Here is a 15,047-nt window from a genome sequence, read left to right on the forward strand (position 1 = left end):
GAAGGCCATTCGATGGGGACGCGCGTGGAAGCGGACCAGGAGTTCTGGAGCCGGGTACTGACCGCCGGCAGTGGCACCACGGTGCCGCGCTGGGTTCGGGAGCCGGTGCCGGGAGCGGCCGAGCACGAGATGGCGGTGCCGGACGAGGTGACGGAGGCGGTACGGGAACTGGTCCGGCACCGGGGACTGCCGGTCAGCGCTCTGATGCTGGCCGCACACCTCAAGGTGCTGGCCGCATTGTCCGTCGAGCCGGACGTGGTCACGGGTTACACCACCGGTGTGCGCGGCGAGCCGCTGCCGTGCCGGGCGGCCGTCTCCCCGGGGTCCTGGCTGGCACTGCTGTCGGCCGCCCAGCACGCCGAGGCGGAGGTGCTGGAGCACCGGGAGTTCCCGGTGGAGAAGCTACGGCGGGAGCTCGGACTGACGGAGCCGCCGTACGAGGTCGTGTTCGGTCCCATCGGAGCCGACGAGACCCACGCCGACGACGGTGTCCTGCACGTGCGCTGGTCCGACCGGGGCGGACATCTGAGGCTGCGCCTGCGGTACCGCACGGATGTGCTGGACGCCGCGGCGGCGGCACGTATCGGCGGCTACCACCTGACGGCGCTGCGGCTCATGACGGCGGATCCGGACGCCGACCACACGCGGCAGAGCCTGCTGTCGGCGGACGAGGCTCAGGAGCAGCTGGAAGGTCTGGCAGGGCCCCGCCGGCCGCTGCCCGACGCGCGGGCACACGAACTGTTCGAGCAGCGGGTGCGGGCGCATCCACAGGCCGTGGCGGCCGTGCACGGCGAGCAGGAGTGGACGTACGGCGAGCTCGACCGGCGCGCCAACAGACTGGCGCGAGCTCTGCTGGCGAGGGGCCTGGGCCGGGAGGACGTGGTCGCCGTCGTCACCGAGCGCAACCTCGACTGGCCGGCAGCGGTGCTGGCGGTGTTCAAGGCGGGCGGCGTGTACCTGCCGATCGAGCCGCACTTCCCGGCCGGCCGTATCGCGGCGACGCTGTCGCGAGCGGGGTGCCGACTGGTCCTGACCGAGTCCGGCAGCACCCACACCCTCGACCAGGCGCTGGCCACCCTGCCGGGAGTCGAGAAGCTGCTGGTCGACACGGCGTACGCCGAACCGCACGCCGACCATGACCTCGGCGTTCAGGTCGACCCCGGCCAACTCGCCTACATCTACTTCACGTCCGGCTCCACCGGTGAGCCGAAGGGGGCGATGTGCGAGCACGCGGGCATGCTCAACCATCTCCACGCCAAGATCGAGGACCTGGCGATCGGCGCGGGGTGCGTGGTGGCCCAGACCGCCCCGCAGTGCTTCGACATCTCCCTGTGGCAGCTCATGGCCCCGCTGCTGGCCGGCGGGCGGACCCTGCTGGTCGAGCAGGACGTGATCACGGACGTGGAGCGGTTCGTCGACACACTGGAGCGTGGCCGGGTCGGTGTGGCACAGGTCGTGCCGTCCTATCTCGAGGTCGTGGTCTCGTATCTGGAGCAGCATCCGCGTACGCTGCCGGACCTGCGGTGCGTGTCGGTCACCGGCGAGGCACTCAAACGGGAGCTGGTCCAGCGCTGGTTCGCGGTCCAGCCGGGCATCGCTCTGCTCAACGCCTACGGGCTGACGGAGACGTCGGACGACACCAACCACGAGATCCTTCACGGGGTGCCCGACCGGGTGCTGCTCGGGCGGCCCGTGAACAACGTGCGCGTCTACGTCGTGGACGAGTACCTGTCCCTGGTACCGCTCGGCGCCCCGGGGCTGATCGCGTTCTCCGGTGTCTGCGTGGGCCGGGGGTACGTCAACGATCCCGAGCGGACCCGGGAGGCGTACCGGACGGACCCGTACCGGCCGGGTGAACGGCTCTACCTGGGCGGGGACTGGGGGCGCTGGCACCCCGGCGGCAAACTGGAGTTCCTCGGCCGCCGGGACAGCCAGGTCAAGATCCGCGGCTTCCGGATCGAGATCGGCGAGATCGAGAACTGCCTGTTGCGGGTGGACGGAGTACGGGACGGCGCGGTGGTCGTCGCCGAGCGGTCCGGCGGCGGCAAGCAGCTGATCGCCTTCTACTCCGGCAGCAGGCAGCTGCCGCAGGCACTCCGTGAGGCCCTCGGCGCGGCGCTGCCCGCCTACATGGTCCCGTCGGCCTTCCACTGGCAGGACAGCCTCCCGCTGACCGCCAACGGCAAGATCGACCGCAAGGCCCTGACCGCACTGGCCGAGGAGTCGGCACCGGAAAGGGAGGCGGGGAACGACGCCGGCCCGCTCAGCCCCACCGAGCGGAGGCTGGCCGCGGCCTGGGCCGAGCTGCTGGGGGTGCCCGAGCAGCAGATTCGCCGCACGGACCACTTCTTCGACTCCGGGGGCACCTCCCTGACCGCGGTCAGACTCACCCTCGCGCTCGACCGCGTGGTGTCCCTGAAGGACATCACCCGGCACCCGGTGCTCGCCGACCTGGCCGCCCTGATCGACGGCACGGCCCGGGAGCGCCCAGAGCTGCTGGTGCCCCTGTCGGACGGCCGCGGTGTGCCGGAGTGCGCGTTGGTGTGCTTCCCCTACGCAGGCGGCAACGCGGTCAACTACCAGCCGATGGCGAGCGCGTTGGCGGCCGGCGGAGTGGCGGTCCTCGCCGTGGAGCTCCCCGGTCACAACCTGGCCGCACCCCCCGGACCGTTCGCCTCGATCGAGCAGGTGGCCGAGCAGGTCGCCGCCGAGATCACGGCGCGCGGCCTGACCCGGGTCATGCTGTGGGGCCATTCCTCGGGCGCCGCGCCGGCCATGGAGACGGCCAGGAGACTCCTGCAGCGAGGCGTGCGCGTGACGCGGCTGTTCCTCGGTGCGCACCTGCTCGGTACGGCCACCGACCGGCACACGGCCATCGGCGAACTCGACAGCCGCAGCGACGCCGAGATCGCGGCGCGGCTGACCGCGGACACCGGCTATACGGAACTGGCGGAGCTGAACGAGCGGCACGCCGAACACATCGGTGCGGCCTACCGGCACGACTGCCTCGGCGCACACCGCTACTTCCGCGAGGTCCTCGATGCGCCGCCGAGGGTGAGGCTTCCCACGCCGGTCACCGTGGTCGTCGCCGCCGACGACCCGCACACCGCCGATTACGCCGACCACCACATGGACTGGCTGCTCCTGGCCGAACACGTCAGTCTGCACGAGCTCGCCCACGGCGGCCACCACTTCCTTCGCACCCGTCCGGCCGAGGCGGCACAGGCCGTCCTGAGCACCGTCGTACCACTTGCCTCCTCCTGAGACCCGTCGCATCCCCGGCGGTCGACCGAAAGGAATCCGAATTGCCCTTCTCATCCCTGACATCAGCACTCGATGTGGAGCTGCGACCGGACAGACCGGCGCTGCTGCACGTCGACCCACTCGACGACGCCGCCGGCTGGGCGGCCGAGTTCCGCGAGGCGCTGCGCGCGCAGGTCACCGAACACGGGGCGTTGGTGGTCCGTGGGCTCGGGCTGCGGGACGTCGACCAGGTCGGCGCCGTCTTCGCGCGTCTGGCCGACGGCCTGATGGCGGAGAGGGAGGCCTTCGCACCCCGTCAGGCCCACGGCCTCGGCCTGTACGCGTCCACGACCTGGCCCGCCAACCAGCCGATGTGCATGCACCACGAGCTCAGCTACCTGCTCGAGGTGCCCGGTCTGATGCTGTTCGCCTGCCTGGCCGCGCCCGAGCAGGGCGGGGCGACGGCGGTGGCCGATGCCGAAGAGGTGCTGCGGGCCCTGCCCACCGGGCTCACCGAACGGTTCGAGCGCGAGGGCTGGATCCTGACCCGTACCTACAACGACGAGATCGGGGCGAGCCTGGTGGAGTCGTTCGGCACCGGCGACCGCTCCGAGATCGAGCGCTACTGCCGGAGCAACTCCATCGACTTCACCTGGCAGTCCGACGGGACACTGCGCACGGAGCAGCGCCGCAGCGCCGTCGTCCGGCACCCGCTCACGGGCCGGCGCTGCTGGTTCAACCAGATCGCCTTCCTCAACGAGTGGACGCTGGCCCCCGAGGTGCGCGAGTACCTGGTGGACGTCTACAGCGAGGACGGACTGCCGTTCAACACCCGCTACGGCGACGGCAGCCCGATCGGTGCGGACGTCGTCGAGCTGATCAACTCCACCTACGAGGCGCACACCCGACGCGAACCCTGGCAGGCCGGTGACCTGCTGCTCGTGGACAACATCCGCACCGCGCACAGCCGAGAGGCCTTCACCGGAGAGCGGCAGGTGCTGGTCGGCATGGCCGAGCCCCTCCGGCCGGCCGACGTCTGCCCGGCTTCGGAGGCGAGCGAGCGATGACCGACGTACTGCCGACCGCCACCCGGCCGGCCACGCGCGAACCGGCTTCCCTGCCGACCTTCGCCGTGATCAGCGGTGAACAGGTGCAGCAAGCACTGAGCGGGCGCGAGAAGCAGCTCGTGGAACTGGTCGAGGCCGCCTACCGGCTGCACGACGCCGGAGACACGGTCAACCCGCCGTCGTACTTCCTGCGCTTCCCCGACCGTCCCACTGCGCGGATCATCGCACTGCCGGCTTCCCTCGGCGGGTCGGTCCCCGTGGACGGTCTGAAGTGGATCTCCAGTTTTCCGCAGAACGTGAGTGCCGGGCTGCCGCGGGCCTCCGCGGTGCTCATCCTCAACGACCACGACACAGGCTACCCGTTCGCCTGCCTGGAGAGCTCGATCATCAGCGCCACCAGGACCGCGGCGTCCGCGGCACTGGCGGCCGACTGGCTCAGCCGCAGCCGTCCCCGCCCCACCCGCATCGGTTTCTTCGGCACGGGCCTGATCGCCCGTTACATCCACACGTTCCTCAGCGCCACCGGCTGGGCTTTCGAGGCGGTCGGCGTGCACGATGTGTCCGCCGGCAGCGCCACCGGCTTCTGCGGCTATCTGCGGCAGGCCGGCACCACAGCAGCGATCACGGTCCACGACAGCGCCGAGGACCTCGTCCGCGCCAGCGACCTCGTGGTCTTCGCCACCATCGCCGGCCGGCCACACGTCACCGACCCGGCCTGGTTCAGCCACAACCCCCTGGTCCTGCACGTGTCCCTGCGCGACCTCGCCCCCGAGGTCCTGCTGGGCTCGGCCAACTTCGTCGACGACGTCGAGCACTGCCTGAAGGCCGACACGTCGCCCCACCTGGTGGAACAGCTCACCGGCAACCGAGACTTCCTGAACGGAACGCTCAGCGACGTCATGGCCGGGCGCGCCACACCACCACCCGGCCGGCCGGTGGTCTTCTCACCGTTCGGGCTCGGCGTCCTCGACCTCGCCGTCGGCAAGTATGTCTACGACAAGGTGTCCCGGGAGGGGAACCTCCGTCTCATCGATGACTTCTTCCACGAACTTCGCCGTTACGGCTGAGGCTGTCGTCCTCGGCCCGGCACCAGGAGGTCTGTCGTGCCTGTCGTTTCGGCTCCGTACGAATTCAACCAGAGCGATCTCTTCATCGATCTGGAGTCGATCTGCGGATACCCGCTCCATTTGAAGTGCGAGGCGTTCAACTTCGCCGGCTCCATCAAGCTGAAGGCCGCGAAGGAGATGGTGGAGAGCGCCGAACGTGACGGAATCCTGGCACCGGATTCCGTCCTCGTCGAGTCGTCCTCCGGGAACCTGGGGGTCGCACTCAGCGTGATCGCCGCGAGCAAGGGCTACCGGTTCCTGTGCGTGACGGACTCCCGGTGCAACCTCTCGACCAGGCTGCTGATGGAAGCGGTCGGCAGCGAGGTGCACATCGTTGCCGACCAGGACTCCAACGGCGGCTTCCTGGGCACGCGAATCGAGTACGTCCGTGCGCTGTGCGCCTCCGACGACCGGTACGTCTGGCTCAGCCAGTACACCAATGAGGGCAACTGGTGGGCGCACTACCGCACGACGGGCCCGGAGATCGCCCGTCAGTTCCCGGAAGTGGACGTCCTTTTCGTCGGGGCGGGCACCACCGGGACCCTGATGGGCTGCGCGCGCTACTTCCGGCAGCGGCACCGGCCGGTGCGGATCGTCGCCGTGGACAGCGTGGGTTCCGTGGCGTTCGGCGGCGAGCCGGGCCGCCGGATGATCCCGGGCCTCGGTATGAGCATGCGCCCGCCGCTGCTCGACGAGTCCTATGTGGACGAGGTGATCCAGGTGGAGGAGACGGACACCATCCGCATGTGTCGGCGCATGGCCAGACGCGGCTTCCTGTTCGGCGGCTCCACCGGAACGGTGGTCAGCGCCGCGACGGACTGGCTCGCACGACATGACGGGAGTGTCGTCACAGCGGTGGCCATCGCGCCGGACCTCGGCGAGCGCTACCTCGACACCGTCTACCAGACCAACTGGCTGCAGGACCTGTACGGCGATCAGATGCTCGACATCGCCGACACCACTGACACCGCACAGGTGGACACCCTGGCCCCGGAGGCCTAGTGACCTGATCCCGCCGTTGTCGGTGACGGATGCACGGCGGGCTGTGCTGCAGGGACGGGTGCGTCGACGGTCGACGGCTCAGGCTCTCTGGCCTTGCGGTCCCGGATCGTTCCGGAGTGTGCCGAGGGGCATTCGATCACGGAGGTGTCACGGCGGCTGAAGGCCGCTCCGGACACGGTCCGCACCGGGCGAAGCCGCTTCCTCGCCCGCGGTCTGGAGGGCCTGTCCGACGAGCCCAGGTCAGGCGTCGCCAGGAAGAACACCGATGCCGATGTGGAGCGGGTCATAGTCGAGACGCTGGAGGAGAAGCCGGCGAACGCCACATACTGGTCGACCCGGTCGATGGCCCCGGCAGGCGAACCGGCTTGCCGTCCGACGGGAGGAGGACATAGGGGCGTAGGCCCACCGGGATCAACGTTCACGTTGAATCCCGCGACTACCTGGACCACCTGCGCTCGGCTGCGGCCCGCGGCCAGCTCGCCGAGGTCTTGGACACCATCCGCGACCATCACGCCTTCATCCGCATGCAGGGTCATGGCGAGTTGGCGGCCGGCAGTTCCAGGTTGAGCTCGTAGCCGCCGTCGGGCGTCGGCCCGCAGCTGATGGTTCCGCCGAGGAGTTCGGCGCGTTGGCGCAGGCCGATGAGGCCGTGATGGGCGCCGGGCAGGAGGAGCGCGGGCCGGGTGGGGGCGCTGTTGGCGACGGTGGTGCGGATGGTGCCGTCCGCGTGAGTGATGTGGACGATGGCCCTGGCACCGGGGGCGTGTTTGCGGACGTTGGTCAGGGCCTCCTGGACGGTGCGGTAGACGGCGCGCTGGATGGTGGGAGGAAGGTCGTCAGGCAGGTCCGTCTTCAGTTCCGCGTCGATGCCGCTGGTTTCGACCAGCCGCTCCAGGGTGGCGAGGGACGGTTGGGGGGTGAGTTCTGTGTGGCGACTGCCGGAGGCGCGCAGCACGCTCACCATGTGCCGCAGCTCCTCGAGGGTCTGCACGCTGAGCTGACGGATCGTGGTTGCGGCGTGTCTGGTCTCGGCGTCCCGGCTGCCCACCTGGAGTGCTCCGGCCTGGACGGCGATGAGGCTGACCTGGTGGGAGACCACGTCATGCATCTCCCGGGCAAGCTGTGCGCGCTCCTGTGCGAGGACGCTCTGGGCCGTGAGCAGCCGTTCGTGCTCGCGGGCCTCGGAGATCTCGGCGAGCCGTTGGGAGAGGTCGCGGCGCGCCTGTACGAGCTGGCCCAGAAAGACGGGAGCGGCTGCGGTGGCCAACGTGTAGGTGAGGTGCAACAGCGTGTCGGCGTGGGTGAGTTCGTTGGCTTTCAGGGACGACCACGGCCAGGGCAGGAAGTCGGTGATCGCGTAGGCCAGGGCGCAGCCCGCCAGCAGGACGCGGTGGCGGCTGAACGAGGCGAGAGCGTACAGGGCGGCCGTGGTGGCGAACACCGCGTCGGTGGTCATGGCGGCGGGGATCGTGAGCGTGAAGGCCAGCAGCGGTCTGTGGCGGCGCAGTGCAAGGGCGAGGCCGGCCAGGAGCGGCCAGACCATGGCCGGCAGTGCCTCGATGTCGACATGAACCCACGCGTCCGCCAGCGCGACCAGGACCAGGGAGGCGTCCAGTAGCGCAGCCGACAGTCCTCTCGGTTTCACCGGGCGTCCGCGCCCTGGGGCGGCGCCAGCAGACCCGCGCGTTCGGCGATCAGGGCGGCCTGAACGCGGCTGCTGACCTGCAGCTTGCCGAGCACGGTGCTGACGTGGCCTTTGACCGTGCCGGTGCTCAGGTGCAGACGTTCGCCGATGTCGGTGTTCGCCAGGCCCTCGGCCATGAGCATGAGCACGGCCCGCTCGCGCTCGGTCAGCCGGGCGGTGAGGCGGGCGGCGGGCTCGCGACCGTCCTGGTCGAGGTATCCGTCCACCACGGTGCGAGTGATCTTGGAAGACAGCACCGTCCCGCCCTCGGCCAGGGCTCGCACCAGATAGGGCAGCTGCTCGGGGTCGGTGTCCTTGAGCAGATAGCCGGCGGCTCCCGAGCGCAGTGCGGTCGCCACGTATTCGTCGGTGTCGAAGGTGGTGAGCATGGCCACCACGGGAGGATCCGGCATGCGGCGGATGTCGGCCAGGACGGTGAGGCCGTCCACGTCCGGCATCCGGATGTCCAGGAGAACGATGTCAGGCTGTGACTCACGCACCATGGGCAGGGCCCGGCTGCCGTCGACCGCCGCCACTACCTCGATGTCGTCTGCCGCATTCAGGATGTGCGTGAAGCCCGTGCGGATCAGAGCCTCGTCGTCGACCACCAGTACCCGGATCACCTGCGCTCCGCTCCTCACATGCTCGCCACTCGATGCGTACCACCGCGGCAGCCGTCCTTCGTCGGGCCGGAGGCGATTCCCGCCGATTGGCGGCGCGGCCCCAGCCAGTCGGCCGGAGTGGCTTCGGCAGGTTGGCGGGGGGCCTTCGGAAACGCGTCGGGTGATGTGGGGCGGTGGCCTGGCAAGACCTGAAGACATGACGCAGAACGCAACGCCGGCTGCGCCCACGCAGGCGCCGCATGACCTTGAGGCGGAGCGCCCCTCCGCCCCTGCTGGTGCAATGCCGTCGACCGGACGGCTGATCGGCATTGACCTGGCCCGTGGCCTCGCAGTCTTCGGCATGTACTCCGCCCATGTCGGCCCCGACGTGACAGTGGGCGGGCCGGTGGGGTTCCTGCTGGAGACGGCGCGGGGCCGCTCCTCCGCCCTCTTCGCGCTGCTCGCCGGCTTCTCGCTGGTCATCATCACCGGCCGGCCGCACCCCCACACCGGGCGCTCCGGCCGTCAGGCAGTGGCCAGGATCGTCATCCGGGCCGTTGTCCTCCTGGCGCTCGGATACGCCCTGACCGCTCTCGACACAACGGTGGAGGTGATCCTCAGCTTCTACGGACTGCTCTTCCTGGTTGTTCTCCCGCTGTACCGGTTGCGGGCGCGGACGCTCGCGCTCATCGCCGCCGCGGGCGCGTTGATCCTGCCCCAGGCCCTGTACGCGGTACGGAGGTCGATCGAGGACGGGACCTGGTCAGACGCTGTCACGGCCTGGGACCCGCTGGCCCGGATCAGCGGCACGGACGGCATTCTCGAACTAGCGTTCACTGGCGCGTATCCGGTTCTGACCTGGACACCGTTCCTCGTCGCGGGCATGGCTGTGGCCCGGCTGGATCTCTCGCGGTCGGGCATCCGGTCTCGGTTGGCTGTTGCGGGCGGGGCGCTCGCTCTGTTGGGCTACGGCGGCTCCTGGTTGGCCCTGCGGCTGGTCCCGCACGCTCTTTCCACCATCGCGGCCGCCACGGGCGAACCAGCGTCGTCGGCATGGTGGTCCGACACCGTCGGCGAACCCGAGAACGGCGTCCCGCCCGCCTGGCTGCTGGTCGCCGCACCGCACAGCCAGACGTCCTTCTCGATCCTCGGCAACACGGGCGTCGCCTTGGTGGTGGTGGCCGGCTGTCTGACCGTCGCCGACCGGATGCCGCGTCTCACGCGTCTGGCCAGTCCCATCGCGGCGGTCGGCATGATCGCGCTGACCGACTACGTCCTGCACATCGTCGCCCTCTGGTTCTTCGCCGACGTCTGGTACGTGCCCGCGACCGAGGGGGACACCATGAGCGCATTGCCGGTACTCCTCGGCTTCCTGGCGGCTGCCGTACTCCTGGCGGCCGTGTGGACGCGGCTGTTCCGGCGCGGTCCCCTCGAGTACCTGCTCTACGTCGCCACCCGGCCCGCGCGGCTCATCAGGTAGGTGAGCGGCGACTCCGCCTGGCGGGCGGTGTCACCCGGTCGGCGACGCGAGTTCGGCTTCGGGGTCGTGTGAAGGCTTGGGGCGAGTTCGGCACAGTGTCGCTGCCGTCGACGCGGTACCCAAGACGGTGGGTGCGCCGAGTTGGCCCGATCGTGACGCCCCCCACCACCGTCACCTCGAGATCCCCCCCCGGGGGAAACACCCAGTCGCTCGACGAGCACGAAGCAACGTCAGCTTCTGAACACGGTGGAGTGCGGGCAGGTGGCCCACGAAGCTGAGCATCCGTCAGTAAAGTCAGTATTGGGTCAGCATCGGCCTGATGAGAACTGCGAAAATGCCAGTTCAGCGCGCTCGACCCCGAGATTTCAACGGTACCGACGGCAGCTCCGGCGCGGGCAACGGCCCCCCTTCGTACCCCTTCACCTCGCCGAATCGGGTCCCTTTCGTCCAGTCGTCGCGGGCCTGCTCGATCTCTGACTGGGTGCGCCCCGCGAAATCCCACCACATATCACGTGATTGGCGATTCTTCCCAGGTCAGGGGCATCGAAGACCCTCGGACGTCAGCAAAAGGTCAGCATTGGACGCCGAGGAGACAGCACCGCATGGCGGCACGCGCGCTCCCGCGGGGGGGCAAGCATACGGAGGAGTCCGGCTTCGGAACCCAGGACAAGGCGATCGCGCGTTTGATGGAGGTCTACAACCAGAAGAAGGCGATGCCTCGGTCCCAGTCGAAGGCGGAGCGAATCCAGAAGTACGGGCGGATGCGCTTCGAGGAGTATGTCGAGGAGTGGAAGGCCGGCCAGCGGCACCTGGCTGTCTCGTCGCTGCGGCACCTCGACTCGCTGCTGGAGCACCACCTCTACCCGGCGCTCGGCAGTCGGCGGATGAACTCCTTCGACCACAAGGTGGTTGACGGCTTCATCCGAACCATGGAACGCAATGGTGTTGGTGTGGCCACGCAGTCCAACGCCTTCGACAAGCTGCGCGCGGTTCTCCTCGATGCGCATCGGCTCGGTATTTTCTCCGACAACCCGTTGGATGGCGTCAAGCCGCCTCAGTACGACCCGGCTCGGGCGGTGATCCCGTCTCTCGAACAGCTTCGAGCGATACGGGCCGCGGGTGACGACGCCTTCATGCTGGTCGTGGACCTGATGAGCGGCTGCGGCCTGCGGAACGGCGAGGCCTTCGCGGTGAACCTGGACAACGTCGTGGCCGATGACGTGTACCGGGTCACTGAGCAGGTCGTGTTGTCGACTCGCCGGTACGGGCCGCTCAAGCACAGGAAGGCGGGGGAGTACCGCGATGTGCCCCTTCCCGCTCGTATCAGGGAGACGATCGAGTGGTACGCCGAAAAGTACGGCACGTTTGACGGCTACCTGCTGCGTCAGCCGACCGACCCTCGCAAGCCGTATCCGCATTGGGGGATGGACAACCAGTGGAAGCGGATCAGGGCAGCGGGCAAGGCGGACGTCCCGGAAGGGATGGTCCTCTACGGCAACCGCCAGTTCTACGCGTCGAACTGCCTGAGCAACGGCATCCCGATCACGGACGTCGCCGAGTGGATGGGACACAAGAGCGTCGACGTCACGTTCAAGATCTACCGGCACCTTCTGCCGGGATCGATCGGCAAGGCGGCGCAGGTGCTGGACATGGCACTCGCAGCCTGACGCGGCGGGTGATTCCTGGCCGCGCCGGCGGCCAGGAATCCAGCGTGGAGGAACTCAGCCGAGCTTCTGCTGCCGAGCCCAGGCGTGCACATCGGTGACCTTGAACTGCAGCTTGGCGCTACGGCCGTTCCCGAACTTGTAGGGGACGAGTCCGAGTTTGGGTGCATCTCGGTACACACATGTGATCGACATGTTCAGATACTCGGCGGTCTGCTTGGCGTTCATGAACTGCATGGGCATGCAAGGTCCTCAAGGTCACATTCGACGACAGGGCCTGAGCCTCCGCTGTAGACCGCGGTTTGCCGGGCAGCGGATCGAGTGGTACGGAAACGCTCCCTCGTGATTTCCGAGCACCGGCATCTGAGCCCTTGGCCCCAGGGCCGCCGCGCAGTGGGTGACTCGACCGGAGATAGGGGATCCGGCCTTCGGCGCGCTGCACGTTCGTCTCAGCAGTTCCCTGGTTGCTGGTGGTGCACCATCTGCCGCGCTTCTGACCCGCGCAAATGTCTGATGCCTGGGGCGGTGGCCATCTTCTCGATCACCGGAGCGCCGATGGCCGCGTCCCAGCCGTCGCCGTCTGCGAGGTTATTCAGGAGCTCCTCCAACACCTGGGTTGGGGTGCCGGACCAAGGAGGCCAGTGGGGCGCCCGTCGAACCCAGGATGGGCGGTTTGTCGTTGCAGGGCTGTGACGGGACGGGGGGATTGTTGTCGAGAACGGCCGAAAGAATGGCGTGCACGGGACAGGCGCGACCTGCCTGTTTCCACGTCATGTGCTCTTTCTGGGGGGGACCAGTTCTGATGCGTTCCACTATGCCTCGCGCGATGGCTTCGACCGCTGTCGCGGTGTCCGCCGTGTTTCTGCTCGGCGCGTGCAGCAGTACCGGTACTGGTTCTGGGGCTGGTTCGGTTCATGCGGGCGGTTCGGCTGCAGCGGCTCCGGGCGGGACTCAGCCGGCGGCCACCGCGGCTGCAGGCGATGCCCAGACGGTGCCGGCTGCGTCTGCGAAGATCACCGGATGCCGGAACCTGGTCGCGACCGCGGCGGTCAAGACGGCGGTCACCCGGGCGTACACCAGCCACAACGCCCTTTTCCACCACATCAAGCCGCGCCCGGGCCAGTTCCTTTACGGGCAGTGCGGGGACACGCGGTACGCCGCGACCGCCTTCGAACTCACCCCGGGCGCGACGCGCCAGGAGCAGGTCGGCATCCAGGACGATGGCAGTGCGCGCAAGTACTTCATCCTCCGGGGCGGCCGGCCCTGGGGTTACAGCCACAGCGCCGCCCCATTCAGCGGCGGCTGCGTCGGAATTCCCCGGGAGCTCTCCCAGCTGTGGGACAACTGCCCCTCTGAATGACGGCTGACCAGTGCTGTGGGGCCAGGATGAGGACGAAGCGTCGCCGCCTGGCCTCCAAAAGCAGGTGCCGTTCGTGTCGGCCTCACACCCAGGGCTCGCCGGGGTGCACGCTTGATACGAGAACTGGCCCGTCGTCACGGGGGAGAGCGACGGGCCCAGCGGCCCCACGGTGCCACACCGCCGGCCGAAGCGCACCGAATTCGAGGAGCAGAAGCAGGAGCCGCCAGCTGAGACCGAGCCTGCTGAGCGCCGTGGCCCAGTCGATAACGACGGCCTGCTGCGCAGCCGCCCGGGTGACCTTCCCGGAGCAGACGGCCACTCTGTACGAGAACGCGAACCCCTACCTGATCAACGAGCCGTCCGGTGCCCTGGACACCGGACGCGCCAGCTACACCGCGCTCGATGACCGCACGGTGCGGGTGAGCGGGGCCGAGTACCACGAGGCGGACACCTGCACGATCAAGCTGGAGGGCTCCCGCCTGGTGGGCTGCCAGACCATCGCGATGGGCGGGATCCGCGACCGCGACGTCATCGAGCACCTGGCACCACGGCCTCGCCCGGGCTGTGAAGGTCTCCTTCCCCCGGCCTGTCCGGCAGGGCGACGTCCACGACCGCGACTGCTGTGGAGGCCGGCAGCACGCGGCGCTGATCACCTCCCCGTCCCCGCGGCGACCGGCTAACCCGCGGAGGCGACCCGAACACCAGCGGTGGTGGGCCCCGCAGCCGGCACGGCCGGAAAGCGGGTCTGGCGGCACCCAGAACATGAACCGCGACGAACTCACCTGGCAGGATGTGCTGTTCAAGGGCCTCGAGGTACTGGTCACCGCGGCGGCGTACGGCGCGTGCGGGATGGTGGCGCGGTTGAGCGGCCGCCGCGACGCGGGCTCGTGTCCAGCCTGTGGCCGGGCATCGGCTCGTGTGCAGGACCGCTACGAGCGCCGTCTGCAGGATCTCCCGGTGGCCGGGCACGCCGTGCGGACCCTTGCTGTCGGTGAGGCGATTCGTCTGCGCTGACGGCTCCTGCTCTCAGCGCACATCCGTCGCACAGATACCGGGTTTGACCATCCCCTACGCCCCGGTGCACCGATCGACTGGGCGCGGTGCCGGACCGGATCGCGCTCGCATTGACCGGCCGGGCCGGAGCTCGGACGGGCCAACGCCCTGGGAGTGACGGCGGGGCGGATGGGACTGTTGAACCGGATCGGGGCGATGCCCGACCCGCTCTACGACACCCCGCGCATCCTCGGTGTCGACGATTTCGCAGCCGATGAGGACAGGAAGCCGCGGACCTTCAGCAACCGCAGATCCAGGATCGGGTTGTCGGTGCGGAGCGCGTGCACCGCGAACGCTGCGAGCAGCAGGACCCCGATGGCCAGCGGGACCACGACGTGCCGATCGGCGAACGAAATGTGCTTGCTGGCCTCGTTCAGGCCGAAGACCACCCCGGCGCAGGCCGGGGAGAGCACCGGGAGGCCAAGGACATCCAGCTTCCCGGCGGTGCGTGACCGCCTGGTCGGCATGGTCCGCCAGGCGAGCACGATGGCGGCGATGCACACCGGGACGTTGATGAAGAAGATCCAGCGCCAGTTCCAGTCATCGACGATGGCGCCACCGACCACCGGGCCCAACGCGGACGGGATCCCGAACGCGATGAGACTGCGGGCATCCCCGGCGGTGCCGCACAGTACCGACCCGAGGAGGCACAGGCGGATGCTCGTGCTCCACATCGTCCGGGCGCCGAAGCGTTCCAGGGTCCAGCCGGACAGGGCCATCACCGCGGCCATCGCCGGCGGGTATCCAGAAAAGCTTGCGGGGCCTGCCATCCGGACGGGGAAGGCA

The 15,047-nt window shown here is 69.1% G+C and carries 14 protein-coding genes and 1 pseudogene; 10 read left to right on the plus strand and 5 right to left on the minus strand.

Translation table 11 applies throughout. The features are described from left to right. Nucleotides 1–12 precede the first annotated feature (12 nt). The 5 genes from ACWDEN_RS06875 to ACWDEN_RS06895 all read left to right on the plus strand — a co-directional run bounded on the left by ACWDEN_RS06875 (nucleotide 13) and on the right by ACWDEN_RS06895 (nucleotide 6,985). A complete protein-coding gene (locus tag ACWDEN_RS06875) occupies nucleotides 13–3,264 on the plus strand; it encodes a non-ribosomal peptide synthetase (protein WP_351607991.1) in 3,252 nt (1,083 codons plus the stop codon). Between the two features lie 41 nt (nucleotides 3,265–3,305). Then, nucleotides 3,306–4,310, plus strand: coding sequence for a TauD/TfdA family dioxygenase (locus tag ACWDEN_RS06880; RefSeq protein ID WP_351607994.1), 1,005 nt, complete (start codon nucleotides 3,306–3,308; stop codon nucleotides 4,308–4,310). Then, a complete protein-coding gene (gene sbnB, locus ACWDEN_RS06885) occupies nucleotides 4,307–5,377 on the plus strand; it encodes a 2,3-diaminopropionate biosynthesis protein SbnB (protein ID WP_351607995.1) in 1,071 nt (356 codons plus the stop codon). Before ACWDEN_RS06880 ends, sbnB begins: the two co-directional genes overlap by 4 nt. Before the next feature lie 36 nt (nucleotides 5,378–5,413). Beyond that, on the plus strand, nucleotides 5,414–6,418 hold the full coding sequence (gene sbnA, locus ACWDEN_RS06890; protein ID WP_351607997.1) for a 2,3-diaminopropionate biosynthesis protein SbnA: 1,005 nt from the start codon (nucleotides 5,414–5,416) through the stop codon (nucleotides 6,416–6,418). A 144-nt stretch (nucleotides 6,419–6,562) separates the two neighbouring features. Next, the gene (locus ACWDEN_RS06895; protein ID WP_351607998.1) at nucleotides 6,563–6,985 is read left to right on the plus strand and encodes a helix-turn-helix domain-containing protein; all 423 of its coding nucleotides are present in this window, start codon (nucleotides 6,563–6,565) and stop codon (nucleotides 6,983–6,985) included. On the opposite strand, the gene ACWDEN_RS06900 is transcribed toward ACWDEN_RS06895, so the two are convergent. After that, nucleotides 6,951–8,063, minus strand: a complete 1,113-nt coding sequence (locus ACWDEN_RS06900; protein WP_351608001.1) for a sensor histidine kinase — start codon at nucleotides 8,061–8,063, stop codon at nucleotides 6,951–6,953. The two genes, ACWDEN_RS06895 and ACWDEN_RS06900, sit on opposite strands and share 35 nt — an antisense overlap. After that, nucleotides 8,060–8,725 carry a response regulator transcription factor gene (locus tag ACWDEN_RS06905; protein ID WP_351608003.1) on the minus strand — a complete coding sequence of 222 codons (666 nt, stop codon included), beginning with the start codon at nucleotides 8,723–8,725 and terminating at the stop codon, nucleotides 8,060–8,062. Before ACWDEN_RS06905 ends, ACWDEN_RS06900 begins: the two co-directional genes overlap by 4 nt. A 196-nt stretch (nucleotides 8,726–8,921) precedes the next feature. On the opposite strand from ACWDEN_RS06905, the gene ACWDEN_RS06910 reads away from it, so the two are divergent. Further along, on the plus strand, nucleotides 8,922–10,184 hold the full coding sequence (locus ACWDEN_RS06910; RefSeq protein ID WP_450857705.1) for a DUF418 domain-containing protein: 1,263 nt from the start codon (nucleotides 8,922–8,924) through the stop codon (nucleotides 10,182–10,184). Between the two features lie 342 nt (nucleotides 10,185–10,526). Here ACWDEN_RS06910 and ACWDEN_RS06915 read toward each other — a convergent pair. Beyond that, nucleotides 10,527–10,691: pseudogene (locus ACWDEN_RS06915) on the minus strand (pirin family protein); the annotation flags it as partial. A gap of 95 nt (nucleotides 10,692–10,786) precedes the next feature. On the opposite strand from ACWDEN_RS06915, the gene ACWDEN_RS06920 reads away from it, so the two are divergent. Beyond that, complete coding sequence (locus tag ACWDEN_RS06920; RefSeq protein WP_450857707.1) at nucleotides 10,787–11,851, plus strand: tyrosine-type recombinase/integrase; 1,065 nt, start codon at nucleotides 10,787–10,789, stop codon at nucleotides 11,849–11,851. Between the two features lie 54 nt (nucleotides 11,852–11,905). Here ACWDEN_RS06920 and ACWDEN_RS06925 read toward each other — a convergent pair whose 3' ends face one another. Then, nucleotides 11,906–12,091: a hypothetical protein gene (locus ACWDEN_RS06925; RefSeq protein WP_351608014.1), complete on the minus strand. Its 186-nt coding sequence runs from the start codon at nucleotides 12,089–12,091 to the stop codon at nucleotides 11,906–11,908. 748 nt (nucleotides 12,092–12,839) lie between these two features. On the opposite strand from ACWDEN_RS06925, the gene ACWDEN_RS06930 reads away from it, so the two are divergent. The 3 genes from ACWDEN_RS06930 (at nucleotide 12,840) to ACWDEN_RS06940 (ending at nucleotide 14,222) form a co-directional block, all read left to right on the plus strand. Then, nucleotides 12,840–13,208: a hypothetical protein gene (locus ACWDEN_RS06930; RefSeq protein ID WP_351608018.1), complete on the plus strand. Its 369-nt coding sequence runs from the start codon at nucleotides 12,840–12,842 to the stop codon at nucleotides 13,206–13,208. Nucleotides 13,209–13,459: 251 nt separating this feature from the next. Next, a complete protein-coding gene (locus ACWDEN_RS06935) occupies nucleotides 13,460–13,888 on the plus strand; it encodes a hypothetical protein (protein ID WP_450857710.1) in 429 nt (142 codons plus the stop codon). An 82-nt stretch (nucleotides 13,889–13,970) separates the two neighbouring features. Beyond that, nucleotides 13,971–14,222, plus strand: a complete 252-nt coding sequence (locus ACWDEN_RS06940) for a transposase family protein (protein ID WP_351608023.1) — start codon at nucleotides 13,971–13,973, stop codon at nucleotides 14,220–14,222. 209 nt (nucleotides 14,223–14,431) lie between these two features. Here the strand turns inward: ACWDEN_RS06940 and ACWDEN_RS06945 are convergent, their stop codons facing one another. Further along, on the minus strand, nucleotides 14,432–14,992 hold the full coding sequence (locus tag ACWDEN_RS06945) for an MFS transporter (protein ID WP_450857712.1): 561 nt from the start codon (nucleotides 14,990–14,992) through the stop codon (nucleotides 14,432–14,434). Nucleotides 14,993–15,047: the final 55 nt, after the last annotated feature.

It is taken from the genome of Streptomyces sp. NPDC001153 (assembly GCF_053598315.1).

Coding starts and splice junctions, on each gene's coding strand:
- ACWDEN_RS06925 (WP_351608014.1), bottom strand. CDS start 12,091: ATGCCCATGCAGTTCATGAACGCCAAGCAGACCGCCGAGTATCTGAAC.
- ACWDEN_RS06920 (WP_450857707.1), top strand. CDS start 10,787: ATGGCGGCACGCGCGCTCCCGCGGGGGGGCAAGCATACGGAGGAGTCC.
- sbnB (WP_351607995.1), top strand. CDS start 4,307: ATGACCGACGTACTGCCGACCGCCACCCGGCCGGCCACGCGCGAACCG.
- ACWDEN_RS06875 (WP_351607991.1), top strand. CDS start 13: ATGGGGACGCGCGTGGAAGCGGACCAGGAGTTCTGGAGCCGGGTACTG.
- ACWDEN_RS06910 (WP_450857705.1), top strand. CDS start 8,922: ATGACGCAGAACGCAACGCCGGCTGCGCCCACGCAGGCGCCGCATGAC.
- ACWDEN_RS06945 (WP_450857712.1), bottom strand. CDS start 14,992: ATGGCCGCGGTGATGGCCCTGTCCGGCTGGACCCTGGAACGCTTCGGC.
- ACWDEN_RS06940 (WP_351608023.1), top strand. CDS start 13,971: ATGAACCGCGACGAACTCACCTGGCAGGATGTGCTGTTCAAGGGCCTC.